The sequence below is a fragment of the Streptomyces sp. NBC_01463 genome (assembly GCA_036227345.1).
In the GTDB taxonomy this organism is placed as follows: Bacteria; Actinomycetota; Actinomycetes; order Streptomycetales; family Streptomycetaceae; genus Streptomyces.
The window spans coordinates 4,790,375-4,814,749 of the sequence record CP109468.1 but is presented as its reverse complement, the minus strand read 5'-3'; the positions used below and the strand labels follow the sequence as shown (position 1 = coordinate 4,814,749).

Sequence of the window (24,375 nt, the reverse complement as noted above, 5' to 3'; positions counted from 1 at the left end):
CACCGGGCTCTCGTGGGACGGACCGGGCTCAGGCCTCGGGAGCGTCCTGCTCCGCGCCTTCCGCCTTCTCCTCGGCCGGCGCCAGGCCGAGCCGCTCCAGCAGCCACTTGTCGAACTCGATGGAGGCGCGCACCCAGCTGACCGTCGAGGAGACGAAGTGCTCCAGGGCGACGCCGGTGCCGATGAGCATCTGCGCCTCACCGATCAGCCGGACCGAGGTGCCGGTGTCCTCGGCGCCTTCCTCGGGCTCGTGGGTGTGCGTGTAGACCTTGGGCCACAGGGTGCGGCGGTTCCAGTCGTCGATCGCGTCGAGGAGGACCGGGCGCTGGTCCGTGTCGTGCGGGCGGTCGTAGAACGTACGGACCGAGAAGACCTGCTGCTCGCCCTCGCCACGGAACATGAAGTACGTGCGGAATTCTTCCCACGGCGCCGCGAGGTCGCCCTCGTCGTCGACGACGTACTTCAGCTCCATCTGCTCCAGGAGCTGCTTGACGAGGTCCTGGTCAGGGACGACGGGGCCCTCCGGTCCTGCCGCCTGCGGTTCGGGCTGGCCCCCGAAGTTAGGAATCGAGGACGGATCGATGCTCACCGTAATTTCCCTTCGTGCGGTTGGCTGCCATCCTCTCCCATGCCGGGCGGGGCATGGCAAGCCCGGACGGCCCCGATCCGCCACAAGCTGATATCCAGCCGGCGGGGACCGGGGCCGCGGGTCGCGGAACAGGTGCTCCGGTCAGCTCGCCGCGCCGACGATCAGACCGTCGCCGGCCCGGTCCACGCGGACCGTGTCGCCGTCCGTGATCTCGCCCGCGAGGATCTCCTTGGCGAGCCGGTCGCCGATCGCCGTCTGGATGAGGCGGCGCAGCGGCCGGGCACCGTAGGCCGGGTCGTTGCCCTCCTCCGCCAGCCAGGCCAGGGCGGCCGGGGTGACGTCGAGGGTGAGCTGCCGGTCGGCGAGCCGCTTGGCGAGCCGGTCGATCTGGAGCCCCGCGATGTGGGCGAGCTCGTCGCCTGACAGCGCGGAGAAGACCACGAGGTCGTCGAGCCGGTTGAGGAATTCCGGCTTGAACGAGGCCCGTACGACATTCATGACCTGCTGCTTCTTCTCCTCGGGCTTGGTCAGGGGGTCGACCAGGTACTGGCTGCCGAGGTTGGACGTCAGGATCAGGATCGTGTTGCGGAAATCAACCGTCCGGCCCTGTCCGTCGGTGAGCCGGCCGTCGTCGAGGACCTGGAGCAGGATGTCGAAGACCTCGGGGTGGGCCTTCTCGACCTCGTCCAGCAGGACCACGCTGTACGGGCGGCGGCGGACCGCCTCCGTCAGCTGGCCGCCCTCCTCGTAGCCGACGTACCCGGGCGGGGCGCCGACCAGCCGGGCCACGCTGTGCTTCTCGCCGTACTCGCTCATGTCGATGCGGACCATGGCCCGCTCGTCGTCGAAGAGGAAGTCGGCGAGGGCCTTCGCCAGCTCGGTCTTGCCGACGCCGGTGGGGCCGAGGAAGAGGAACGATCCGGTGGGCCGGTCGGGGTCGGCGATACCGGCCCGGGTGCGGCGTACCGCGTCCGAGACGGCCTGCACGGCCTCGGTCTGCCCGATGAGGCGCCGGCCCAGCTCCTCCTCCATGCGCAGCAGCTTCTGGGTCTCGCCCTCCAGGAGCCGGCCGGCCGGGATGCCGGTCCAGGCGCCGACGACATCGGCGATGTCGTCCGGCCCGACCTCTTCCTTGACCAGGGTCTCCTTGGGCTCCTTCGCCGCTTCCTGCTCGGCCTCGGCGGCCTCGGCCAGCTCGCGCTCCAGGCCGGGGATCTCCCCGTACAGCAGCTTGGACGCGGTGTCGAAGTCGCCGTCGCGCTGTGCGCGTTCGGCCTGTCCGCGCAGGTCGTCGAGGCGTTCCTTCAGCTCACCGACGCGGTTGAGGCCCTGCTTCTCCTTCTCCCAGCGGGCGTTGAGACCGCGCAGCTCCTCCTCCTTGTCGGCGAGGTCGCGGCGCAGCTTCTCCAGTCGCTGCTTGGAGGCGGTGTCGGTCTCGTTCTTGAGGGCCAGCTCCTCCATGTGCAACCGGTCGACGGAGCGCTGGAGTTCGTCGATCTCGACGGGCGAGGAGTCGATCTCCATGCGCAGCCGGGAGGCCGCCTCGTCGACGAGGTCGATGGCCTTGTCGGGGAGGAAGCGCGAGGTGATGTAGCGGTCGGAGAGCGTGGCGGCGGCGACCAGGGAGGAGTCCGCGATCTGCACCTTGTGGTGGGCCTCGTAGCGGCCCTTGAGCCCGCGCAGGATCGCGATGGTGTCCTCGACGGACGGCTCCGCCACCAGCACCTGCTGGAAGCGGCGCTCCAGGGCGGGGTCCTTCTCGATCCGCTCGCGGTACTCGTCGAGCGTGGTGGCGCCGACCATCCGCAGCTCACCGCGGGCCAGCATGGGCTTGAGCATGTTGCCCGCGTCCATGGCGGAGTCGCCGCCGGCACCCGCGCCGACGACGGTGTGCAGCTCGTCGATGAAGGTGATGATCTGGCCGTCGCTCTCCTTGATCTCGGAGAGGACGGTCTTCAGGCGCTCCTCGAACTCGCCGCGGTACTTCGCCCCCGCGACCATCGCGCCGAGGTCGAGGGAGACCAGCCGCTTGTTCTTCAGGCTCTCCGGGACGTCGCCCTTGACGATGCGCTGGGCGAGCCCCTCGACGACGGCCGTCTTGCCGACGCCGGGCTCACCGATGAGCACCGGGTTGTTCTTGGTGCGGCGGGACAGAACCTGGACGACGCGGCGGATCTCCTGGTCGCGCCCGATGACCGGGTCGAGCTTGCCCTCGCGCGCGGCCGCCGTGAAGTCCGTACCGAATTTCTCCAGGGCCTTGTACTGGCCCTCCGGGTCCGGAGTGGTCACCCGGCGCCCTCCCCTGCTCTTCTCGAACGCGTCCAGCAGCCTCTTCGCACTGGCACCCTGCCCGTCGAGGATCTCACCGGCCCGGCCGCCCTCGGCCGCGATACCGATGAGCAGGTGCTCGGTGGAGATGAAGTCGTCGCCGAGCTCCTTCGCGCGCTGCGCGGCGTCGGAGATGACGGCGAGCAGTTCGCGGTTGGGCTGCGGCGGGGCGACGGTCGAGCCGGTCACGCTGGGCTGCGCGCCCAGGAGCCGCTCGGTCTCGGTGCGTACGGCGATCTGGTCCGCGTCCACGGCGGCCAGCAGATCGACGAGATTCTCGTTGTCCTCGCCCGACAGCAGCGCGAGCAGCAGATGTCCCGGGGTCAGATCGGGGTGCCCGTCCTTCACGGCCCTGCTGGTGGCCGCGTTGATGGCGTCCCGGCTCCTGTTGGTCAGCTCGGCGTCCACGTGCGCTTTCTCCTCCTTGCGGTGACTGGTCCGTCCTCACTACTGACACGATCAACGTGCACAAAGTTGAGTCTATTCCACTCAAGGCAAAAAAGGGGGCAGCCCCTCACGGACCCACACTGTCCGAGTGAACCGGCCGGTCCGGCCGCCCGCCACCGCAGCGCGGCCCGGTGCTGCCTACGCTGACCCCATGGCAGTCGACGTACGTGATCCCGGCCCGGAGTACCTCGCCTTCTGGCGCGAGTCCCACCTCTGCACCCTCACCACCCCCCGCCCCGACGGCACCCCGCACGTGGTGCCGGTGTGCGTGACGTACGACCCCGAGGCCGGTCTCGCCCGCATCATCACCAACAGGAACAGCCGCAAGGTCGCCAACATCCTGGCCGCGGGCCCGGACGGCGCCCGCGTCGCCGCCTGTCAGGTCCACCGGAGGCGCTGGGCGACCCTGGAGGGCGTCGCCAGGGTCCGTACGGAGCAGGACAGGGTCGACGAGGCGGTACGCCGTCACACGGAGCGCTACGAGCGCACGCCGTCGCCCAATCCGGACCGTGTCGTCATCGAGATCGCCCTGGACCGGGCGCTCGGCCGGGGCTGACCGCACCGCCCCTGAGCGCCGGCACCGCGCCCGCCCTCACTTGCCGCCCTTCGCCCACGGCTTGCGGGGCGGCACGGGTGGCGGCGCCATCGGCGCGGGCGCCGCGGCCTGGGCCGGGAGGGGAGCCGCGACCGCGTCCTCCTCCTCGACGGGCGGGAGCCCCTGCGGGAAGCCCGCCTCGGGAGCGACCACACACCCGTCGACGGCGACGGACAGCCCCTCCAGCGCGGCGGCGTGCAGCGCCTCCCGCAGGGCGCGCGGCGCCTCGGCCCGCATCGCGGCCTTCTCCGGGTCGGCGCCGCCGAAGTCCGCCGCGAAGTCGGCGAGGACGCGCCCGACGACTTCGGTGCCGCGCCGGCTGCGCCACATCACCCAGCCCAGGTAGACGCTCGACCCGTAGGCGAACACCGAGAGGTACGCGACGTAGCTCCCGTCCCGCAGCACCATCCGGTGGGTCACCCGGGGGTGCACGCCCGCCGTGCGGATGCGCCGGAACACCGGCTCGACGGGCAGCCGGCGCTCCCGCACGGCCCTCGCGATCCCGGCGTACGCCGATTCGGCGCGCTGCTCCTCCTCGGCCTCGCCGTCCAGCAGCACCCGCCACTCCCCGACCGGCTCGGCGGTCCTCGACGCCAGGAACACCGCGACGAAGGCGATCATGGCGATCTGCAGACCGATCCCCATGATCCCGAGACCGCTCTGCGGATCACCGGCCAGGGTGATGAGCCCGACGAAACAGAAGAGGAGCAGCACGCCGAACGCCACGGCGGCCGCCCTCAGCCACAGGGACAGAAAGACCTTCCCCCGCACCGCGTCGTCGAAGGAGACCTCCACCTCGCGATGGAGCAGCGACGCGACGGCACGGGCGGCTTCGCCGTCGTCTCCGCGCCGGCCCGGCAGTTCTTCGACCTCGTGTCCGCTCATGAATGCCCCTTGGGGGTGGCAGGGCGGAGCATGGAGGACCGTGCCCCCACCCACACAGACGGCGAACTTCGACACCTTCTGTGCCGCTCCGACCGGAATGTCTCCGGGAGTAGCACAACGGCGCCACCGTGTTCAGGTCACGGTGGCGCCGTTGTGTGGGGGAGTGTCTGAGCGACGTGGAACGACGGGGGATCGCTCAGGCACTGCGGGGGGTGGCGGCGATGGTCTCGGGTTCGAACAGCTGGTGGTCACGCTGTGCGAGGTTCACGAAAATCATGTCGTACCGGATGGTGCAGCGGACGGGCTGCGGTGCTCCACGCGGCTTGCGGAGGCACCGGTAGGCGCGCAGTTCCCCGTCGTCCTCGCGGGCGACGACGACGGGATCACCGAACAGAGTGACCATCAACGAATCACCACGATGGGGGAGTGCCGTGACGAGGTCGATGAAATGCCACCCTGAGCGGTAAGCGGTCGCCATCTCGCGTCTGAAGGTCCGGTCGTCCGGCGGGGTGGTCATGTCAGGAGCCCGCCGAAGTCGGCGTGAAGGACCACGTGATGTCACCCTTGGCATCCTTCGGCGCAACGCCGCCCCACGTGATGTCACCGGCGGGGATTGCCGCGACGTGACTCGATGCCGAGGGAGCGCCCCCCCACGTAATGTCCGTGGCACCCAGCACGCCGTAGGCCAAGGCCCCCGCAAACGCAGTGGCAAGCACCGAGCGAAGCATTCGCTTATACATTTCGGCTTCGTCCTCACTTGATGGGTCATCTCCCCCGCACGTAAGACGATGTCTCACCCAAGGACGCGAACACCACTGGGTCGATGCATCATGTTCCTGCTGGTTCAAGAACATGGGGGGTGGAGATATGGCCACAAGTAGACCCAATACCGGACATCCTCATGGGATCACCGACCTGTGCGAAGCAGGGCAGCGCCTTTACGCCAGTGCACTGCGATCCGGACGAATACCTCGCTCAGACGTGGCACCCGCACCCTGCCTGATGGACTTCGCCCTGCTGCACCCGGACCCCGACGACCCCGAGTGGCTCCGTCCCGTGCCGCCGTCGGCCGCGCTCGCCCAGCGTCTCCACCCCATCGAGCGGGAGATCCAGGACCGGCGCAGACGCTCCCTCGAACTGGCCGAATCCTTCGAACCGTTCATGGACATCAGCGCTCAGGACGCGCCGACCACGCACGCCATCACCGTGCTGGAAGGCAACGCCAGAATCAATGCCGCCATCGATGTCGCAACGGCAGAGTGCACCACCGAAGTACTCACCATCCAGCCGGGCGGTGGTCGCAGCGAGCTCATTCTGAGCAAGGGCGTCGAACGCGGACAGGCCGTGATCGACCGCGGCGTCAGCATCCGCACGCTCTATCAGCACACCGTCCGGCACCATCACGGAACGTACGCCTACGCCGAACGCCTGGCGGAGGGAAAGGTCGAGATCCGCACCCTCGAAGAACTCGTCGAGCGCATGCTCGTCTTCGACCACACGGTGGCCTTCATCCCGGCACAGGAAGATGGCGAAGTGGCACTGGAGTTGCGCCACCCGGGGCTCGTCGCATACCTGACCAGGGTCTTCGAACAACTCTGGCAGCGCGCCACCCCACTCCTCGAAGACGTGCGGTACGACCCCACCCCCGAAGGCATCAGCGGTGTCCAGCGCTCCATCGCACAACTCCTCGTAGAGGGACACGTCGACGACTCGATAGCCCGGCGCCTCGGCATGAACGTGCGCACCTGCCGGACTCATATCGCCAAACTCAACGCCGCCCTCGGCACCAAGAGCCGGGCGCAACTCGGCTATCTGATCGCCCGGTCAGGAATCCTGGAACAGGACTCCTGACCGGCCGGCACCCAAAGTCCCCACCCCCGGGCCGGGGGCACCGCCACGCAAGGGGGAGAGCATGGCCGTGCCCTGGATCAGCCGGGAGAGTTCCCGGCTCCCCCGACACGTCAACACTCCCTCGGTCGCTAGGGTTTCACCACCGTCATCTTGTTGCACTGCAAAGAATGGGGGGGTCCAGATGGGCACGGAAACGGGCATACCAGATCACCCGCACAGCGACTTCGAACTGTGCGAGCCGGCAATCCGGCTCTACTCCGAATCCCTGCGCCGAGGGCGTCTCCCACGAGCCGAGGTCGCACCGGCCCCCTGCCTCATCGAGATGGCACTGCTCCACCCGGACCCGCGTGATCCGGCGATGCTGCGCCCGGCAACACCTTCGGCCGTGCTCGCCCATCTGCTGCAGCCCATCACGCGCAACGTCCATGAACAGGTACGCCGCAGCGCCGCACTGGTCGAGTCCCTGGCACCCTTGGCGGCCATCGCGAGCGAGGACCCCAACCTCTCCATCACCGTGCTCGAAGGCAAACGGCTGATCGACTCCGCCCTGCACGAGGCGGCTGCCGCCGCCGAAACGGAGGTCCTGACCGCTCAGCCGGGCGGTCACCGATCACCCGAGCAGATCGAGCAGGGACTCGCCAACGGCCTGTCAGCTGTGGAAAGAGGTGCCAGGCTCCGCCACATCTACCAGCACCCGGCCCGCTACAGCGCCCCCGTCCGGAACTACCTGGAGCAGATGCCGCCAGGGCAGGTACAGGTCAGAACGATGGAGCTGACCATCGACCGGCTCATCATCTTCGACCACGCGGTGGCGTTCATCCCCGCGACGGCCGACCGCGATGTGGCTCTCCAGATCCGGCATCCGGCACTGGTCCGCTACCTGGTACAGGTGTACGAAGTCCTGTGGGCGCAGGCAACCCCGATCGCCGAACACCTGCAGACGGCCGCCCCGGGCACTCCCGTCACCGCCGTCCAGCACAGCATCGCCCGCCTCCTCGTCGAGGGACACCACGACGAGGCAGTGGCACGGAAGCTGGGCTTCAGCGTCCGCACCTGCCGCACCCACATCGCCAAGCTGATGCAGACCCTCGACGCCACCAGCCGCACCCACCTCGGCGCCCTCCTCGTCCAGTCCGGCATCGCCGGAGGCACCCAGGCATGACGGCGCCGCCCGTGCACGAACACAGCGACCGCGGACTGTGCGACGCGGCTGTCAGCCTCTACGCCGAAGCACTGGGCAAAGGCAGCCTCGCCCGGTCAGCCACCGAAGCAACGCCCTGTCTCGTCGATACGGCGCTCCTCCTGCCCGACCCGCACGACAGCGGGCTCCTGCGCCCCGTACCGCATTCGGTGGCCCTCGCCCGCCTGCTGGGCCCCCTGGCCCAGGGCCTGGTGGACCAGGTCCGGGCCTCCGACCTGCTGGCGAGGGCGCTGGTACCGCTGACGTCCTTCGGTGACGCCCCGCATCGCAGCATCGACGTCATCGTCGGGCCACCGGCCATCCAGGCGGGCATCGCCCGTTCACTGAGTGAGACACACGCCGAGATCCTGACGATTCAGCCCGGCAGCACGCGGTCGCCCGAAGAGCTCCGGACAGCGCTGGCCGGCACCCTGCCCACTGTTGAGCGAGATGTCCGGCTGCGCCACATCTACCAGCACTCCGCGCGCTACAGCCCCGCGCTCAAGGCGTACATGGGCCAACTGCCAAGCAGCCTCCTCCAGGTACGCACCATGGAGCAGGTCGTCGACCGCCTCCTCATCTTCGACCGCAAGGTGGCCTACCTCCCGGCCAGCCCCGACCGCAGCGCCGCCCTGGAGATCCGCCACCCCGCACTCGTCGGCTTCCTGGCCGGGATCTACGAGACGCTGTGGGAAGGGGCCACCCCGTTCACCCAGCAGCTCCCCACCACGCTGCCCGGCGTCCCGGTCACCGCCGTCCAGCACAGCATCGCGCGCCTCCTGATCGAGGGAAAACAGGACGAGGCCGTCGCCCGCACCCTCGGCATCAGCGTCCGCACCTGCCGCGCCCACATCGCCAAGCTGATGCAGATCCTCGGCGCCACCAGCCGCACCCACCTCGGCGCCCTCCTCGTCCGCTCAGGCATCGCCGAGCCCGTGCCGCCGGTCACGACGACGGAGAAGCCCGCCGCCCCTGACGTTCCGGGGTGACGGACTTCTCCGTGGCGGGGACGAATCCCCTCAGTCCTTCGGCCTCTTCGGCCGCCAGACCACCAGGGCGCTGGTCTGCTGCACGTCCTGGTAGGGCACCAGGTCGCGCCGGTACGAGGCGTGGACCTGCGCCTCGCGCTGCTGCAGCGCCGCATCGGCCCCGTCGACGGCCGCCGAGAGCTCGGCGATCCGCTGCTGGAGGGCCGCGACCTGGTTCTCCAGCTCGATGATGCGCTTGATACCGGCCAGGTTGATGCCCTCGTCCTGCGACAACTGCTGCACGGTGCGCAGCAGTTCGATGTCACGGGCCGAGTAGCGCCGGCCGCGCCCGGCCGTGCGGTCGGGCGAGACCAGGCCGAGGCGGTCGTACTGGCGCAGCGTCTGCGGATGCAGGCCCGAGAGCTGGGCCGCGATCGAGATCACGTACACCGGGGATTCATCGGTCAGTTGGTACGGATTACGTCTCCGGCCGTCCACCTCAAGCTCCCTTCGCTGCCTGGAACAGCTCCGCCCGCGGGTCCTGGTCCGCGGTCGCCTTCCGGTAGGTCTCCAGGGCCTCCCGGGCCTCGGGGCCCAGGTCCGTGGGGACCGTCACCTCGACGGTGACGAGCAGGTCGCCGCGGGTGCCGTCCTTGCGGACCGCGCCCTTGCCGCGGGCCCGCATGGTGCGCCCGCCGGGCGTACCGGCCGGAAGCTTCAGGGTGACCGGCGGCCCGCCGAGCGTGGGCACCTTCACCTCGCCGCCGAGCGCCGCCTCCGTGAAGGTGACGGGCACGGTGACCGTGAGGTTGTCGCCCTTGCGGCCGAAGACCGGGTGGGCGTCGACGTGGACGACGACGTAGAGGTCGCCGGCCGGTCCGCCGCGCTCGCCCTGGGTTCCCTTGCCGCGCAGCCGGATCCGCTGGCCGTCGGAGACGCCCGCCGGAATCCTGACCTGCATGGTGCGGGACGACTTCGCCCGGCCGCTGCCCTTGCAGACGTCGCAGGGGTCCTGGGCGATGAGGCCCCGGCCCTTGCAGTCCACGCAGGGATCGGTGAGCGAGAACCCGCCGCCGCTGCCGCGCGAGACCTGTCCGGTGCCGACGCAGGTGGGGCAGACCCTCGGGGTGCCGTTCTTGTCGCCGGTGCCGGAGCACGCCTTGCAGGGCGCCTGGCTGGACATCCGCAGCGGGACCGTGGCCCCGTCGACCGCCTCGGTGAAGCTGAGCGTCACCTCGGACTCGATGTCCTGGCCGCGGCGCGGCTGCACGCGTGTGCCTGCGCCGCCTCCGCCGCGGTTGAAGAGGCCGCCGAAGACGTCTCCCAGACCGCCGCCGCCGAAACCGCCGGCACCGCCGCCCTGGCCGCCGCCCGGGGCGCCTCCGAAGAGGTCTCCGAGGTCGAAGTTGAAGTTGCCCTGGGCCCCGCCGGGTCCGGCGCGGAACCCGCCGTTGCCGAAGAGGGCGCGGGCCTCGTCGTACTCCTTGCGCTTCTTGGTGTCACCGAGGACGTCGTTCGCCTCGGAGATCTCCTTGAAGCGCTCCTCCGCCTTGTCGTCGCCCTTGTTGGCGTCCGGGTGGAACTCGCGGGCGAGCTTCCGGTACGCCTTCTTGATCTCGGCGTCGGTGGCGTCCTTCGGGACGCCGAGAACCTTGTAGTAGTCCTTCTCGACGAAGTCCTTCGTACTCATCGACGTCCCTCCTTCCGGACGACCGGCCGGGGGCCTCCCGTACGGATCAGGCCGGTGTGCGGCGTGCTCCGTACGCGAGGCCCGGTGGCCGGGCGATGTACTGCCAGGTGGTCGGACAGAATGTCAGACCTCCTCGCCGCCACCGCTCTCCTCGTCGTCTGTCTTCTCTTCCTTCGCGGTCGCGGGTGCCGCCCCCGGCTGGGGTTCGGCCACCGCCACCCGCGCGGGACGGATGGTGCGCTCGCCGATCCGGTACCCAGGCTGCAGGATCGCCACGCAGGTGTCCTCGGTGACGTCCGGCGCATACGAGTGCATCAGGGCCTCGTGGATCGTCGGGTCGAAGGGCTCGCCCTCCTTGCCGAACTGCTGCAGTCCGAGCTTGGCGACGACCGTCTCCAGCGATTCGGCCACCGACTTGAACCCGCCCACGAGCTCACCGTGCTCACGGGCCCGGCCGACGTCGTCGAGCACGGGCAGGAGCTCGGACAGGAGACCCGCGACAGCGATCTCCTTGACCGTGACCCGGTCCCGCTCCACACGGCGGCGGTAGTTCTGGTACTCGGCCTGGAGCCGCTGGAGGTCGCCCGTGCGCTCGGAGAGCGCCGTGCGGACCTGGTCCAGCTGAGCGGTCAGACCGGCTGTCAGGTTCGCGTCCCCGGCCGGGGCCGCCTCCTCCTCCGAAGAGGGGGTGGCGGCCTTCGGCTCGGCGTCGTCAGGGGTGGCGCCGGAGGGGACGTCGGGCTTCTCCTCGAAGCCCGGAGTCTCCTCGGTCACGCCGCACCGCCCTTGGAGTCCTTCTCGTCGTCGACGATCTCGGCGTCGACGACATCGTCCTGGGCGTCGGCCTGGGCCTGCTCGGCACCCGGCTGGCCCTCGGCCTGCGGTCCGCCCTCGGCCTGGGCGTTGGCGTACATCGCCTGGCCCAGCTTCTGGGAGACGGCCGCGACCTTCTCGGTGGCCGTGCGGATCTCGGCGGTGTCCTCGCCCTTGAGCTTCTCCTTCAGCTCGGTGAGCGCGGTCTCCACCTCCGTCTTCACGTCACCGGGGACCTTGTCCTCGTTGTCCTTGAGGAACTTCTCCGTCTGGTAGACGAGCTGCTCGCCCTGGTTACGGGACTCGGCGGCCTCGCGACGGCGGTGGTCCTCGTCCGCGTACTGCTCGGCCTCTTCGCGCATCCGGTTGACCTCGTCCTTCGGCAGCGAGGAGCCACCGGTGACGGTCATCTTCTGCTCCTTGCCGGTGCCGAGGTCCTTGGCAGCGACGTGCATGATGCCGTTGGCGTCGATGTCGAACGCGACCTCGATCTGCGGCACACCGCGCGGGGCCGGCGGCAGACCGGTCAGCTCGAACATCCCGAGCTTCTTGTTGTACGCCGCGATCTCGCGCTCGCCCTGGTAGACCTGGATCTGCACGGACGGCTGGTTGTCCTCGGCCGTCGTGAAGATCTCGGAGCGCTTGGTCGGGATCGTGGTGTTGCGCTCGATGAGCTTGGTCATGATCCCTCCCTTGGTCTCGATACCGAGGGACAGCGGGGTGACGTCGAGGAGCAGGACGTCCTTGACCTCGCCCTTGAGGACACCGGCCTGGAGCGAGGCGCCGATGGCGACGACCTCGTCCGGGTTCACACCCTTGTTGGCGTCCTGGCCGCCCGTGAGCTCCTTGACGAGCTCGGCGACGGCCGGCATACGGGTCGAGCCACCGACGAGAACGACGTGGTCGATCTCGGAGAGCTGGATGCCCGCGTCCTTGATGACGTTGTGGAACGGGTTCTTGCAGCGGTCCAGGAGGTCAGCGGTGAGCTGCTGGAACTGCGAGCGCGTGAGCTTCTCGTCCAGGTGCAGCGGGCCCTCGGCCGACGCCGTGATGTACGGCAGGTTGATCGAGGTCTCCGTCGAGGACGACAGCTCGATCTTCGCCTTCTCCGCGGCCTCGCGGAGACGCTGGAGAGCCATCTTGTCCTTGGACAGGTCCACGCCGTGCCCGTTGGCGAACTGCTTCACCAGGTAGTCGACGACGCGCTGGTCCCAGTCGTCACCACCGAGGTGGTTGTCACCGTTGGTGGCCTTCACCTCGACGACGCCGTCGCCGATCTCCAGGAGGGACACGTCGAAGGTGCCGCCACCGAGGTCGAAGACGAGGATCGTCTGGTCGTCCTTGTCGAGCCCGTACGCCAGCGCGGCGGCCGTCGGCTCGTTGACGATACGCAGGACGTTCAGGCCCGCGATCTCGCCGGCCTCCTTCGTCGCCTGACGCTCGGAGTCGTTGAAGTACGCCGGGACGGTGATGACCGCGTCGGCCACCTTCTCGCCCAGGTAGGACTCGGCGTCACGCTTGAGCTTCTGCAGGATGAAGGCGCTCATCTGCTGCGGGTTGAAGCCCTTGCCGTCGATCTCGATCTTCCAGTCAGTGCCCATGTGGCGCTTGACCGAACGGATCGTCCTGTCGACGTTCGTCACTGCCTGGCGCTTGGCGACCTCGCCGACCAGCACCTCGCCGTTCTTCGCGAAAGCGACGACGGACGGCGTGGTCCTGGCGCCTTCGGCGTTGGTGATGACGGTGGGCTCGCCGCCTTCGAGAACGCTGACGACGGAGTTAGTCGTGCCCAGGTCGATGCCGACCGCACGTGCCATTTCAATTCCTCCAACTGACTACTTGAGTGGATCTGACTCAAGGATGCATGACACCCGCCCCAGAGTCAACAGACCTGAGTCGAGCCGACTCAACTATTGTGCACGCACCAGCCGCCACCAGCGAAAACACCGCCATGCGTGACGGCGGACGCACGCCGTTCGGCCCACTTACGGGCGGCACCCGGGCGACACCGACCCGCCCCACGGGCCACACGGCCCTCCCCATCATCGCCTCATGGGATCGTTCTGTCACAAAATGCCGTGAGCCGCGCAAAACCGGCACACGAACCGCCGAACCAGGCAGGTGCGAACGATGCAGACGCAGAGGCAAGGCCGGCATCACGGGCCGCGGCAACGACGAGGCCCGGCAAGGCGCGGCCGCCGCCCGTACCTCGCGGGAACGCTCAGGACGCCCAGGGCTTCCGAAGCACTCAGGGCACTCAAGCGGCTCGCCCCACTGACGCGCCTGCCCCGCCCCACGGCCGGACGAACCCTGGACCTGGCCCTCGGCTCGGCCCTGCTGCTCCTGGCCGCCCCCCTGCTCGCCGCGGCCGCCCTGGTCCTCGCCGTGCAGCGCGGCCCCGGGGGCGTACTGACCCGATCCACCCGGGTGGGAGCGGGCGGCCGGCCCTTCGTGCTGCGGTCGCTGCGCACCCGGCGGCTGCGGCTGCACGTCATCTCCCGGCTGCCCCATGTCGTACGCGGAGAGCTGGCGCTGGTCGGACCGGCGCCGCTCACGCCGGCCGAGGTACGGAAACGGGCGACCGGTGCGCGAGACTGGCGGCAGGAACTGAAGCCCGGCCTGACCGGCCTGGCCCAGGTGCGCCACCGTTCGACGATGCCGTGGGACGAACCGGCCCTCCTCGACCAGCACTACGCCGAGCACCACCGCCCGGCGCTGGACCTGGCGATCCTCGCGGAAGCCGTCGGCGCACCCCTGCGCGAAGCGGCCCGTGGCCTTGTGCGGCACGGCAAGGCAGACCTGAGCGACACAGATCACCGCCTGCCCGGCTACAGGACGGCGGAATAAGTGGATAGTGTCAGCACAGACTGATTAAGTTACTGCTTAGTAATCACCTGAGTAATCAGCGACCACCGCTGAATCCCACCCTCGCAGGCCCGAGGAGCCCCCAAATGCAACTCGCCGCGATCATCGTGTCGCTGGTGCTGACCGTCGTCGGCGTTGCGCTCATCGCCCGAGCCGTCGCGCAGATCTACCGGTTCGTCCGCCTCGGACAGCCGGTACCGGCAGGCAGTCGCACCGACGACCCCAAGCAGCGCACGATCACCCTGGTCAAGGAGTTCCTCGGCCACACCCGGATGAACCGGTGGGGCATCGTGGGCTTCGCGCACTGGTTCGTCGCGATCGGCTTCCTGACGCTGCCGCCGACGCTGCTCCAGGCGTACGGACAGCTCTTCAAGGCCGACTGGGTGCTGCCGATCATCGGTGAATGGCTGCCGTTCGAGCTGTACATCGAGTTCATCGGCCTGATGACGACGGTCGGCATCCTCGTGCTGATCGCCATCCGGCTGCTGAACCTCCCCTCCCGGGCCGGCCGCAAGTCCCGGTTCGCGGGCTCGAAGGCCTGGCAGGCGTACTTCGTCGAGTACGTCATCCTCGTCATCGGCCTGGCCATCCTGACCCTGCGCGGTCTCGAGGGTGCGATCCACCACGTCGGCGGCTACGAGGCCGCGTACTTCGTCTCGTACCCGCTGGTCCTCGCCTTCAAGGGACTCGCGCTCGGCACCCTGCAGAACCTCATCTACTTCACCGCGATGATCAAGATCGGCGTCTCGCTGATCTGGATGATCACGGTCTCGCTCAACACCAACATGGGTGTCGCCTGGCACCGCTTCCTCGGCTTCCCGAACATCTGGTTCAAGAGGAACGCGGACGGCGCGGTCGCGCTGGGCGCGCTGCAGCCGATGACGACGGGCGGCCAGGAGATCGACTGGGAGGACCCGGCCGAGGACGCCGTCTTCGGTGTCTCCCAGGTCGAGCAGTTCTCCTGGAAGGGCATCCTCGACTTCTCCACGTGCACGGAGTGCGGCCGCTGCCAGTCGCAGTGCCCCGCCTGGAACACGGGCAAGCCGCTCTCCCCGAAGCTCCTGATCATGTCCCTGCGCGACCACGCGCACGCCAAGGCCCCGTACCTGCTGGCCGGCGGCGGCAAGGACATGGAGGGCAACGAGAAGGCGACGGAGGAGCAGCTCAAGGACGTCCCCGCGGCCGCCCTCGCGGAGGCCGAGCGCCCGCTGATCGGCACGGCCGAGGAGAACGGTGTCATCGACCCGGACGTCCTCTGGTCCTGCACCACCTGCGGTGCGTGCGTGGAGCAGTGCCCGGTCGACATCGAGCACATCGACCACATCGTCGACATGCGCCGCTACCAGGTGATGATCGAGTCCGCGTTCCCGTCCGAGGCGGGCACGATGCTCAAGAACCTGGAGAAGAAGGGCAACCCCTGGGGTCTCGCCAAGAAGCAGCGCGTCGAGTGGACCAAGGAGGTCGACTTCGAGGTCCCGATCGTCGGCAAGGACGTCGAGGACCTCACCGAGGTCGACTACCTCTACTGGGTCGGCTGCGCCGGCGCCCTGGAGGACCGCGCGAAGAAGACCACCAAGGCCTTCGCCGAGCTGCTCCACATCGCGGGCGTCAAGTTCGCGATCATGGGCGGCGACGAGAAGTGCACGGGTGACTCGGCCCGCCGCCTGGGCAACGAGCCGCTGTTCCAGCAGCTCGGCCAGGAGAACGTCGCGATGCTGAACATGGCCTTCGGCGAGGACGACGAGGACGACTCGACGAAGAAGGCGAAGGCGACGAAGAAGATCGTCGCGACCTGCCCGCACTGCTTCAACACCATCGCGAACGAGTACCCGCAGCTCGGCGGCGAGTACGAGGTCATCCACCACACGCAGCTGCTCCAGCACCTCATCGACGAGGGCAAGCTGATCCCGGTGACGCCGGTCGAGGGTCTGATCACGTACCACGACCCCTGCTACCTGGGCCGTCACAACAAGATCTACACGCCCCCGCGCGAAATCATCGCGAAGGTGCCGGGTCTGCGGAACGAGGAGATGCACCGCCACAAGGAGCGCGGCTTCTGCTGCGGTGCCGGTGGCGCCCGGATGTGGATGGAGGAGCGGATCGGCAAGCGCATCAACAACGAGCGCGTCGACGAAGCCCTCTCCCTCAACCCGGACATCGTCTCCACCGCCTGCCCGTTCTGCCTCGTCATGCTGACCGACTCGGTCAACGGCAAGAAGAACGACGGCAAGGCGAAGGAATCGATCCAGGTGGTCGACGTGTCGCAGCTGCTGCTCGACTCGGTGCGTACCCCGGCTGACCCGGCGGGCGAGCCGGAGACGGCGGACGCGCCGGAGCCGGAACCGGTGAAGTAACGGGTAACCCGTCACGCGCCACCGCGTTGCACAAGCGGCCGGACCTGCCTCGGGGGCAGGACCGGCCGCTTCTGTTGTACGGCCCCGGTGGCGCATCATGTGGAACGGCCGTGGGGCGCGTGAGCCCCGCCGGACGGCCGAGACCGACGAGACGTACGAGGTGTCCCCACGGGGATACGCATCGGAGGTATCCCGTGCGGATACGCATCGCCAGGACACGCGCGAGAACGGCGGCGGGCCCCCGGGGCGCGGCCGGACCGACGGCGGCCACCGCGCTCGGCTGCCTCTGCGCACTCCTGCTGACGGCCTGCGCGGGCTCCCCGGACCCCGCGTCCCCGAAGAACGGCGACGCCCCGCCCACCGCGCTCTCCGGCCTGGCGGGCGCCGAGCGCCACGCCGTCCCGCACGGCACCGGCAGCCACACCCCGGACGACTTCAACGGCGACGGCCTCCGCGACCTGGTCCTCGACGACCTGGTGAAGCCGGCCGCCGACAGCCACGGCGACGACGCCGGCATAGGCATCGTGTACGGCTCCGCCACCCGCGGCCTCGCCCCCTCCGTACGCCAGCTCCTCAGCGCGCGGGCGAACGCCGCCAAGAGCGGCGACACCCTCCCGTCGGCGTTCGACGCCGAGGCGTCGTGCGACCTCGACCGGGACGGCTTCACCGATCTGATCGTGGCCACCGACCCCCCGTACAACGGCATCGGCCGCCCGCCCGTCCCGCTGCAGATCCTCTTCGGCTCCCCCGCGGGCCTCACCGGCAAGGCCGTCACGCTCCGCATCCCGGACCGGGCCCGCTTCGGCAACGAGTGGCCCGACCACCCCGTCTGCGGCGACTTCGACGGCGACCGGAAACCGGACCTGGCCGTGACGGCGAGCGCCGGCCGGCTCAGCTTCCTGCGGGGCCCCTTCACCCGCGACGGCCGCCCGCACGCCGCCGGCGGCACCATCCCCGGCGCGGGCCCCGCCCTGTCCGCCCCCGAGCCCCGGGGGGACACGGACAAGGACGGCTACGACGACCTGGTGTACACCACCCTCCCCCACGAGCCGGGCACCGCGGGCAAGGGCACGCTGCTGCTCGGCACCCCCGACGGACCGGCCCGCCCGGGCGGCGCGTACCGCTTTCGCGCACCGGCCGGAAAGCTCCCGGCAGCACCGCTGCGCACGGCGAAGGGCAGCGGATCGCCCGCGGCGACGAGCGGTGCGGAAACGACCCTCCTCCAGCGGTACGGGGACTTCGACGGCGACAAGAAGCCGGACACGGTGGTCCGTACGCACCGGGGCGAGACGGCGGACCTGATCGCGCTGTACCCGGCCGCCACGCCGGACCGCCCGCTGATCACCTTCACCAGCGCGCTGTTCACGGCGGGCTGAGGACAACCCCCCAGGGTTCCCTTAGGGGATGTCACAGCTAGGCCGCAAAGGCGGTCCAGTTCCCCCGCCCCTCCCACCCGACCCGCGCGGACCAGGTACGTTCGATTACGTGGCTGGATTCAGGATCGGACGCGGCCGGGACAACCGCACCCCGCAGCAAGCGCGACAACCGCGGCAGCAGCCGTACGGCACTCAGGCACCACCGCCGTACGGACAGCAGCAATGGCCGCCGACGGGAGGCAACACGGGCCCGCCCAACGGCGGCCACCACAACAACTACAACGGTGGCGGCGGCTACCAAGGCGGCGGGCCGGACGAGCCCGAGTACTTCGCCGACCCGTACCCGCAGCAGCAGGGCCACGCCCCGTACCCCCAGCAGGGCGACCCGTACGCGAACAGCCCCGGACACACCCAGGCCTTCAGCATCAACGAGGACCCGTACGGCGACGGCAACACCTACCGCGCCGGCCAGGCCCCCGCCCAGCCCACGGGCCCGCGCCTGCACTGGAAGCAGCTGCTGAGCGGCATCGTGACGCGCCCCGGCCCGACGTTCTGGCAGATGCGCGACTACCCGGTCTGGGGCCCGGCCCTGATCGTCACGTTCCTCTACGGCCTGCTGGCGCTCTTCGGCTTCGACCAGGCCCGCGACGACGCGATCCACGCGCCGGTCTCCTCGGCCGTCCCCTACGTCATCCTCACGGGCGCGTGCTTCGTGCTCGGCGGCCTGGTGCTCGGCGCGGTCACCCACACCCTCGCCCGCCAGCTCGGCGGCGACGGCGCGTGGCAGCCGACCGTGGGCCTCTCCATGCTGATCATGTCGATCACGGACGCCCCGCGCCTGATCTTCGCGCTCTTCCTGGGCGGCGAGAACTCCCTGGTCCAGATCCTCGGCTGGATCACCTGGCTGGCGGCGGCTGCCCTGTTCACCTCGATGGTGAGCAAGTCCCACGACCTGCCGTGGCCGAAGGCCCTGGGCGCCTCAGCGATCCAGCTCCTGGCCCTGGTCTCGATCCTCAAACTGGGCACGATCTGAGCACAGCACCACAGCACCACAGCACCACAGCACCACAGCACCACAGCACCAGGAACGACAGAACCCCCGGACCGCCCTCACCAGGGCCCGGGGGTTCTTCTCTGCACGCACACGCACACGCACACGCACACGCGACCGGCACGCACCCGATCGCCACCCAACCGCTCAGGCGTCGAGAACCTGTCCGCTGCGCCGCACGACGGGCTTCTCCACACTCCACGGGAAGTTGATCCAGCTATCGGTCTTCTTCCACACGTACTCGCACTTCACGAGCGAATGCGACTTCTCGTAGATGACGGCTGAGCGCACCTCGGCGACATGATCGATACAGAAGTCGCGGACCAGCTTCAGCGTCTTCCCGGTATCGGCGACATCGTCGGCGATCAGAACCTTCTTGTCGGAGAAGTCGATGGCATTGGGCACGGGCGCCAGCATGACGGGCATTTCGAGTGTGGTGCCCACCCCGGTATAGAACTCCACATTCACCAGGTGGATGTTCTTGCAGTCCAGCGCGTACGCCAGCCCGCCCGCGACGAACACCCCGCCGCGCGCGATGCTCAGCACCACGTCCGGCTCGTACCCGTCATCGGCGACGGCCTGCGCCAGCTCCCGCACGGCGTGCCCGAAACCGTCGTACGTCAGATTCTCCCGCACGTCATCACTCACCCGGCATCACACCTGCGTCCGGTGGAAGTTCATGAAGGACCGCGACGCGGTGGGCCCGCGCTGCCCCTGGTACCGCGATCCGTACCGCTCGGAGCCGTAAGGGAACTCGGACGGAGAACTCAGCCGGAACATGCACAGCTGCCCGATCTTCATCCCCGGCCACAGCTTTATCGGCAGCGTGGCAAGGTTCGACAGCTCCAGGGTCACGTGCCCGGAGAACCCGGGATCGATGAACCCGGCGGTCGAATGCGTCACCAGCCCGAGCCGGCCGAGCGAACTCTTGCCCTCCAGCCGCGAGGCGAGATCGGCGGGCAGCGAGATGACCTCGTACGTCGAGGCGAGCACGAACTCACCGGGGTGCAGGATGAACGCCTCGTCCCCGTCCGGCTCGACGGTACGGGTCAGATCGGCCTGTTCGACGGCCGGATCGATATGCGGATAGCGGTGGTTCTCGAACACCCGGAAATAGCGGTCGAGCCTCACATCAATGCTCGACGGCTGCACCATCGACGCATCGAACGGATCAATACGTACGCGTCCGGCGTCGATCTCGGCCCGGATGTCCTTGTCTGAGAGAAGCACCCACCGAGGATACGCAGAACGCGCGGGCCCACCCTCATCGGGCCGCCCGCGCGCCTGTCGCCACCTGCCCGGAAGCCCTACCGCTCCTCGAACACCACGGGCACGGCATGCCGCAACCGGGCGCAGCGAGGACAGCGGATAAGCCGCCCGGGACCGATCCGCCCGGACCCGAGCTGCTGCATCGGGAACGAGGCGGTAGCGAAAACGTGCCCTTCGGCACAGCGGACGACAGTGCGCTCCATGGAGTCCATCAAGTCCCTTCCCCATCAAGCCGTGGACGAGAAAGCCACATTAGGGGATGAACAGGACGCCACTCCACGCGGCACTCCGACCACTCACGCTACGCCCCCAACTCCCGCCCACCACAACCGCATCCACTCCCCGACACACCCCACGTCCATCACGACCCGCACCCGGGCCGCGGCCTCGGGGGATCGGCGATGGGGTACAGTGTGGGACGATGCGTCGCTGGTCAGCCAGTGCGTTGTGCGGGTGTAGTTTAATGGTAGAACATGAGCTTCCCAAGCTCAGAGCGCGAGTTCGATTCTCGTCACCCGCTCCATGAAAAAGCCCCAGGCCAGCGGCCGGGGGCTTCTTTGTTGTCTGGACCAGTTCAAGGCTCTCGCACCAGATCCGCACCAGAAGGTCCCTGATCAGCCTTCTTACGGGCGGACCGCACGAGGTCGTCCAGCCCGCTCGCGACCTCCTGCTGTCGCTCAAGGTCCGAGTGCTGATAGATCAACGCGGCCTTCTCCGACGACTGGCCGGCGCGAACCATCGTGTCCTTGAGCGTGGCCCCGGACCGGGTGGCCAGGGTGTGCCCCGTGTGACGAAGGTCGTAGAAGCGAAAGCCCTCCGGCATACCGACGAGCGCGCGAGCCCTGCGCCATTTCCGCCCGAAGGTGGAACGCCGGAACGGCTTGCCCTTCTCCCCCACGAACAGAAGTCCGTCCGCCCCCTTCTCCGCGTACCAGTCGAGGTGACGCCGGAGGTCGGTCCGGAGAAAGGCCGGCAGGACCACGACCCGCTTGCCCGCATCCGACTTGGTGTCGCCAGGAGCGCGGCGACCGGTGGTCAACTCGGGAGCCGCCATGCGGACCCGGATGGTCATCTCGTCCAGGTCGACGTCCTTGCGCCGGAGCTCGGCCTGTTCCTCCGGCCTCATGGGACCGTACGCACCGAGGAAGACCATCAGCCGCCAGCGAGACCCGAGGGCATTGGCGAGCGCGTCGACCTGGGCGACGGTGGCGATCTGACGTTCGGCGGACGCCTCCTTCCCAGCGCCCCGGATGCGGCAGGGGTTGCGGCGGATCAGCTCGTCATCGACCGCGGTTTCCATGATGGCCTTGAGCAGCCGGTAGGCCTTGGCCACGGTCGTAGCTGCTCCGGTGGACGACAGCCGCTCGGTTCGCCAGGTACGGACACGGGGTGCGGTGATCTCGTCCAGGTCCAGGCCCTCGAAGGTGGGCAGGAGGTGAAGCCGCAGGAGACGCCGGTACAGCTCATCGGTGGTCGCGGAGAGACCGCGCTCATCCACCCATTGGAGGGCGTACTCCTTGAAGTTCACCGCCCCGGCGTCCGGATCCTGCCAGTTGCCGCGCGTGAGGTCTGCTTCGATCTGGGAGAGCCAGACCTCGGCGTCCTTCTTGGTGTCGAAGGTCTCGGGTGCTCGGAAGTCCTGTCCGTCCGGGCCCAGGTAACTCGCAGTCCAGCGGCCGGACCTGTACTGACGCACGGCACCGAAGCGCCGGCGGCTTCCCTTGGCGTTCCCCATCAGGCAGCCCTTCCGTAGCGGGAGCGACGGCGGCGAATCGGCTGGACGGTGTTGCCCTCGATGTACGCCTCAAGGACGCTCGCCTTGATGCGCACGTGGCTGCCGACCTTGACGAAGGCGATGCGGCGTTCGGCGACGAGGCGGCGCGGAAAGCGTGTGGTGGTGCCGAGGCGTTCGGCGGCTTGGTCGACGGTGAGCAGGAGGTCAGTCACGACCGGTCTCCTTCCAGGTCGGCGAGGGCTTCGCGGGCTGTCTCTCGGTTGTGTTGCAGGTCTCTGGCGATCGAGGCGGCGAGGATCGATTCGCCGGGGCTGTGGCCTTGTCCGGCGTACTGCCAGTCGGTGAGGACGAGGACGGTCGGGTCCTGGTCCGGGTCGGGCAGGCCGAGTTCTTCGCGCTGCTGGGCGGCGCGGTAGTCGGCGCGGATCTGGCGGAGTGCGCCGAGGGTGGTGGAGTAGCGGCGGGACTTGGTGGAGAAGTGGCCGCGGAAGCCGAGCATGTGTGCCCAAGCCCTCAGTCGCCGGTCCGGGTAGAGCGCATCGAGATCGAAGCAGGCTTCGATGAGGCGGCGCGGGTGGTCGGGGACGTCGAGGAGGGCCAGGGCCTCGCGGTTACCTATGCGGCGGTCGACGGTGCCGGTCGTCTCGGCTGCTTTGGTCGCGTACTTGGCGACATAGGAGGCGACAGCCTGTTCGGTGATGTCGGTCCCGGCGTCGAAGGCGCGGATGGGGCGGATGTCGAGCTGGGTACCCCAGCGCAGGGGGCGGGCGGGTTGGCCGGCGGCGGCCGGGACGGTGATGGTCGTGTACGCGTGTGCGGTGGCGGCGCGGATGGAGTCGTCGAGCAGCTGCACGGAAGCCCAGGAGGGTGGCGGGCTGTCGGGCCCGTCCGGGCCGTCGAGGCGAATGACGGCGTGGAAGTGGATGGCGCCGCGCTTCTGGAACTCGGCCACCTTGCCGTACGAGACCCGTGCCGTTTCTTTGAGTTCGCGTTGGGTGAGGCCGGCGCGGGCGGCGATCTCGCGGCGAAGGCGGTTGGTGAAGCGCTGCCAGAGGTCCCCGGCGTGGTTGTTGAAGAGGACCGCGCCCGCGTAGTCGTACGTGTCGGGGTTGAGCGGGGTGCCGAGGGCATCGTCATCGGGCCTGTGGGTGGTGCCGCAGCGGCAGCGGCCGGTGTCGGGGCGGTTGTGGACCGGGCCGAAGGACGGGGCTGTGAGCGTGGTGAAGACGCGGGGATGGTCGCGGACGGTGGCGGGGACGTCTTTGTCCTGGTCGCCCGCGAGTCCGGCGCGGATCAGGTGGTAGGTGTCGGCGGAGTACGTCCAGGCGCACGCCGGGCAGCGGGAAGCACGGCGATTACCGCAGGCGACGCGGAGCCGTCCTCCGGGCTCGGTTTGGGTGGAGTAGCGGTGGAGGGTCTGGCCGGTGGTCTTGTCCTTCGTGAGGGTCCAGCCGGAGAGGTGGATGGGGTTGGAGCAGCCGCCGGTGCGGCGGATCTGGTCCTGCCAGCGGTCGAAGCCGGTGGACCCGGCCACCTGCAGCAGATCGCCGAGGGTGGCCGGGTCCAGGCGCGCGAGGATCGAGTCCGTCACGCGTGCTCCCGCTGGACGACCGGGGCGGGAGTCGCGGTGCGGGCCGAGCCGGTGCCGCGGCAGAGGCGGCAGGCGACCAGGAGGATGGCGCGGGTGCCGTTGTCGAGGAGCGTGCCGGTGTCGATGGCGACGACGGGGAAGCCGTTGCAGTCCGGGCAGAGACGCAGCGGGGCAGGGCTGTGCTGGGCCATGATGGCGGTCCTTTCGGCTGCGGTTGGAAGGGGCTGGACTGTCCGGGCGGCGGCGATGCTTGGCGGCTTGTGCGCCGTCCGGGGTCCGGTCAGCGGTGCTGGTCTGCGGAAGTGATGAGCGAGCGGATGACCAGGGCGCAGATGGCGACGGATGCGCCGGTGATGGCGACCGCGAGGAGCATCGAGACCAGGACCGCGCCGACGACCAGGACGACGGCCGTCCCACCACCCACAAGTGCGACGACGGCGCCGGGCGTGAGCTGGACGGTGGGCCTGGCTGCAGTGGTCGGGACAGCCAGCGGGGCAGGGCTCGGCGGGGTGTGCTGGACCACGGCGGTCGGCTCGACGACGGTCGGTCGGGTGATGAGGCCGGTGGGCTGGGGCATGGTCGGAACCTTGGGCTTGAACATGGTGGATCTCCCTTCGCGGGTGGTTACTTGACGGCGGTGTCGATGGCGGGGGCAAGGAGGCTGTCGGCGAGGAGGTAGCCGCCGAGCAGGAGAACGGCGACGAGCCACAGGGGCGGGCGGATGAGCTTGATGCCGAGCCAGCCGACGATGATCAGGGCGAACCAGAGCGGGACATCCACGGGGCCGT

24 protein-coding genes and 1 tRNA gene are annotated in these 24,375 nt (G+C 69.2%); 9 read left to right on the top strand and 16 right to left on the bottom strand.

Features of this window, described 5'->3' with window-relative positions; translation table 11 throughout:
* Positions 1-28: 28 nt before the first annotated feature.
* Together OG521_21300 and clpB are read right to left on the bottom strand one after the other, a co-directional pair.
* Complete coding sequence (locus OG521_21300; GenBank protein WUW23177.1) at positions 29-589, bottom strand: YbjN domain-containing protein; 561 nt, start codon at positions 587-589, stop codon at positions 29-31.
* A 141-nt stretch (positions 590-730) separates the two neighbouring features.
* Positions 731-3,325 carry an ATP-dependent chaperone ClpB gene (gene clpB / locus OG521_21295; GenBank protein WUW23176.1) on the bottom strand — a complete coding sequence of 865 codons (2,595 nt, stop codon included), beginning with the start codon at positions 3,323-3,325 and terminating at the stop codon, positions 731-733.
* A 190-nt stretch (positions 3,326-3,515) separates the two neighbouring features.
* Here clpB and OG521_21290 point away from each other — a divergent pair, with 190 nt between their 5' ends.
* The gene (locus tag OG521_21290) at positions 3,516-3,920 is read left to right on the top strand and encodes a pyridoxamine 5'-phosphate oxidase family protein (GenBank protein WUW23175.1); all 405 of its coding nucleotides are present in this window, start codon (positions 3,516-3,518) and stop codon (positions 3,918-3,920) included.
* A gap of 36 nt (positions 3,921-3,956) precedes the next feature.
* Here OG521_21290 and OG521_21285 read toward each other — a convergent pair whose 3' ends face one another.
* Together OG521_21285 and OG521_21280 are read right to left on the bottom strand one after the other, a co-directional pair.
* Positions 3,957-4,844, bottom strand: a complete 888-nt coding sequence (locus tag OG521_21285) for a hypothetical protein (GenBank protein ID WUW23174.1) — start codon at positions 4,842-4,844, stop codon at positions 3,957-3,959.
* 196 nt (positions 4,845-5,040) lie between these two features.
* Entirely contained in the window at positions 5,041-5,361 is a 321-nt protein-coding gene (locus tag OG521_21280; GenBank protein ID WUW23173.1) for a (2Fe-2S)-binding protein, read from the bottom strand.
* A gap of 485 nt (positions 5,362-5,846) precedes the next feature.
* Here OG521_21280 and OG521_21275 point away from each other — a divergent pair, with 485 nt between their 5' ends.
* From OG521_21275 to OG521_21265, 3 genes are all read left to right on the top strand, one after another.
* Positions 5,847-6,695, top strand: a complete 849-nt coding sequence (locus OG521_21275) for a helix-turn-helix transcriptional regulator (GenBank protein WUW26757.1) — start codon at positions 5,847-5,849, stop codon at positions 6,693-6,695.
* Between the two features lie 181 nt (positions 6,696-6,876).
* Entirely contained in the window at positions 6,877-7,857 is a 981-nt protein-coding gene (locus tag OG521_21270; GenBank protein WUW23172.1) for a LuxR C-terminal-related transcriptional regulator, read from the top strand.
* Positions 7,854-8,864 (top strand): helix-turn-helix transcriptional regulator, encoded by a 1,011-nt coding sequence (locus OG521_21265; protein ID WUW23171.1) that lies wholly within the window; start codon positions 7,854-7,856, stop codon positions 8,862-8,864. The genes OG521_21270 and OG521_21265 overlap by 4 nt, the downstream gene beginning before the upstream one ends.
* Positions 8,865-8,894: 30 nt before the next feature.
* Here the strand turns inward: OG521_21265 and OG521_21260 are convergent, their stop codons facing one another.
* The 4 genes from OG521_21260 to dnaK form a co-directional block, all read right to left on the bottom strand.
* The gene (locus OG521_21260; protein WUW23170.1) at positions 8,895-9,341 is read right to left on the bottom strand and encodes a helix-turn-helix domain-containing protein; all 447 of its coding nucleotides are present in this window, start codon (positions 9,339-9,341) and stop codon (positions 8,895-8,897) included.
* Between the two features lies 1 nt (position 9,342).
* Positions 9,343-10,533, bottom strand: coding sequence for a molecular chaperone DnaJ (gene dnaJ, locus OG521_21255; GenBank protein WUW23169.1), 1,191 nt, complete (start codon positions 10,531-10,533; stop codon positions 9,343-9,345).
* Positions 10,534-10,656: 123 nt separating this feature from the next.
* Complete coding sequence (gene grpE, locus OG521_21250; protein ID WUW23168.1) at positions 10,657-11,307, bottom strand: nucleotide exchange factor GrpE; 651 nt, start codon at positions 11,305-11,307, stop codon at positions 10,657-10,659.
* Positions 11,304-13,163 (bottom strand): molecular chaperone DnaK, encoded by a 1,860-nt coding sequence (dnaK, locus tag OG521_21245; GenBank protein WUW23167.1) that lies wholly within the window; start codon positions 13,161-13,163, stop codon positions 11,304-11,306. Before dnaK ends, grpE begins: the two co-directional genes overlap by 4 nt.
* Positions 13,164-13,476: 313 nt before the next feature.
* Between dnaK and OG521_21240 the strand changes: the two genes are divergently transcribed.
* The 4 genes from OG521_21240 (at position 13,477) to OG521_21225 (ending at position 18,974) form a co-directional block, all read left to right on the top strand.
* Positions 13,477-14,193, top strand: a complete 717-nt coding sequence (locus tag OG521_21240) for a sugar transferase (GenBank protein ID WUW23166.1) — start codon at positions 13,477-13,479, stop codon at positions 14,191-14,193.
* 104 nt (positions 14,194-14,297) lie between these two features.
* Positions 14,298-16,565 carry a (Fe-S)-binding protein gene (locus OG521_21235; protein WUW23165.1) on the top strand — a complete coding sequence of 756 codons (2,268 nt, stop codon included), beginning with the start codon at positions 14,298-14,300 and terminating at the stop codon, positions 16,563-16,565.
* 200 nt (positions 16,566-16,765) lie between these two features.
* Positions 16,766-17,941, top strand: a complete 1,176-nt coding sequence (locus tag OG521_21230) for a VCBS repeat-containing protein (protein WUW26756.1) — start codon at positions 16,766-16,768, stop codon at positions 17,939-17,941.
* A gap of 109 nt (positions 17,942-18,050) precedes the next feature.
* The gene (locus OG521_21225; GenBank protein WUW23164.1) at positions 18,051-18,974 is read left to right on the top strand and encodes a YIP1 family protein; all 924 of its coding nucleotides are present in this window, start codon (positions 18,051-18,053) and stop codon (positions 18,972-18,974) included.
* Positions 18,975-19,139: 165 nt separating this feature from the next.
* Here OG521_21225 and OG521_21220 read toward each other — a convergent pair whose 3' ends face one another.
* Both OG521_21220 and dcd read right to left on the bottom strand, forming a co-directional pair.
* Positions 19,140-19,640 (bottom strand): phosphoribosyltransferase, encoded by a 501-nt coding sequence (locus OG521_21220; protein ID WUW23163.1) that lies wholly within the window; start codon positions 19,638-19,640, stop codon positions 19,140-19,142.
* 6 nt (positions 19,641-19,646) lie between these two features.
* Positions 19,647-20,222: a dCTP deaminase gene (dcd, locus tag OG521_21215; GenBank protein WUW23162.1), complete on the bottom strand. Its 576-nt coding sequence runs from the start codon at positions 20,220-20,222 to the stop codon at positions 19,647-19,649.
* A gap of 488 nt (positions 20,223-20,710) precedes the next feature.
* Here dcd and OG521_21210 point away from each other — a divergent pair.
* Positions 20,711-20,784, top strand: a tRNA-Gly gene (locus OG521_21210).
* Between the two features lie 51 nt (positions 20,785-20,835).
* Here the strand turns inward: OG521_21210 and OG521_21205 are convergent.
* From OG521_21205 to OG521_21180, 6 genes are all read right to left on the bottom strand, one after another.
* Positions 20,836-21,996, bottom strand: coding sequence for a tyrosine-type recombinase/integrase (locus OG521_21205; protein WUW23161.1), 1,161 nt, complete (start codon positions 21,994-21,996; stop codon positions 20,836-20,838).
* A complete protein-coding gene (locus OG521_21200) occupies positions 21,996-22,208 on the bottom strand; it encodes an excisionase family DNA-binding protein (protein WUW23160.1) in 213 nt (70 codons plus the stop codon). Before OG521_21200 ends, OG521_21205 begins: the two co-directional genes overlap by 1 nt.
* Complete coding sequence (locus OG521_21195) at positions 22,205-23,587, bottom strand: replication initiation protein (protein ID WUW23159.1); 1,383 nt, start codon at positions 23,585-23,587, stop codon at positions 22,205-22,207. The genes OG521_21200 and OG521_21195 overlap by 4 nt, the downstream gene beginning before the upstream one ends.
* Positions 23,584-23,778, bottom strand: coding sequence for a hypothetical protein (locus tag OG521_21190; GenBank protein WUW23158.1), 195 nt, complete (start codon positions 23,776-23,778; stop codon positions 23,584-23,586). Before OG521_21190 ends, OG521_21195 begins: the two co-directional genes overlap by 4 nt.
* Before the next feature lie 89 nt (positions 23,779-23,867).
* The gene (locus tag OG521_21185) at positions 23,868-24,188 is read right to left on the bottom strand and encodes a SpdD-like protein (GenBank protein ID WUW23157.1); all 321 of its coding nucleotides are present in this window, start codon (positions 24,186-24,188) and stop codon (positions 23,868-23,870) included.
* Between the two features lie 23 nt (positions 24,189-24,211).
* Positions 24,212-24,367, bottom strand: a complete 156-nt coding sequence (locus OG521_21180) for a hypothetical protein (protein ID WUW23156.1) — start codon at positions 24,365-24,367, stop codon at positions 24,212-24,214.
* Between the last annotated feature and the right edge of the window lie 8 nt (positions 24,368-24,375).

Excerpts from the sequence above, each read along its gene's own strand:
- OG521_21290 (WUW23175.1), top strand. The coding sequence starts at position 3,516 with ATGGCAGTCGACGTACGTGATCCCGGCCCGGAGTACCTCGCCTTCTGG.
- OG521_21285 (WUW23174.1), bottom strand. The coding sequence starts at position 4,844 with ATGAGCGGACACGAGGTCGAAGAACTGCCGGGCCGGCGCGGAGACGAC.
- OG521_21280 (WUW23173.1), bottom strand. The coding sequence starts at position 5,361 with ATGACCACCCCGCCGGACGACCGGACCTTCAGACGCGAGATGGCGACC.
- OG521_21275 (WUW26757.1), top strand. The coding sequence starts at position 5,847 with ATGGACTTCGCCCTGCTGCACCCGGACCCCGACGACCCCGAGTGGCTC.
- OG521_21270 (WUW23172.1), top strand. The coding sequence starts at position 6,877 with ATGGGCACGGAAACGGGCATACCAGATCACCCGCACAGCGACTTCGAA.
- OG521_21265 (WUW23171.1), top strand. The coding sequence starts at position 7,854 with ATGACGGCGCCGCCCGTGCACGAACACAGCGACCGCGGACTGTGCGAC.
- dnaJ (WUW23169.1), bottom strand. The coding sequence starts at position 10,533 with ATGAGTACGAAGGACTTCGTCGAGAAGGACTACTACAAGGTTCTCGGC.
- dnaK (WUW23167.1), bottom strand. The coding sequence starts at position 13,163 with ATGGCACGTGCGGTCGGCATCGACCTGGGCACGACTAACTCCGTCGTC.
- OG521_21240 (WUW23166.1), top strand. The coding sequence starts at position 13,477 with ATGCAGACGCAGAGGCAAGGCCGGCATCACGGGCCGCGGCAACGACGA.
- OG521_21235 (WUW23165.1), top strand. The coding sequence starts at position 14,298 with ATGCAACTCGCCGCGATCATCGTGTCGCTGGTGCTGACCGTCGTCGGC.
- OG521_21205 (WUW23161.1), bottom strand. The coding sequence starts at position 21,996 with ATGGGGAACGCCAAGGGAAGCCGCCGGCGCTTCGGTGCCGTGCGTCAG.
- OG521_21190 (WUW23158.1), bottom strand. The coding sequence starts at position 23,778 with ATGGCCCAGCACAGCCCTGCCCCGCTGCGTCTCTGCCCGGACTGCAAC.
- OG521_21185 (WUW23157.1), bottom strand. The coding sequence starts at position 24,188 with ATGTTCAAGCCCAAGGTTCCGACCATGCCCCAGCCCACCGGCCTCATC.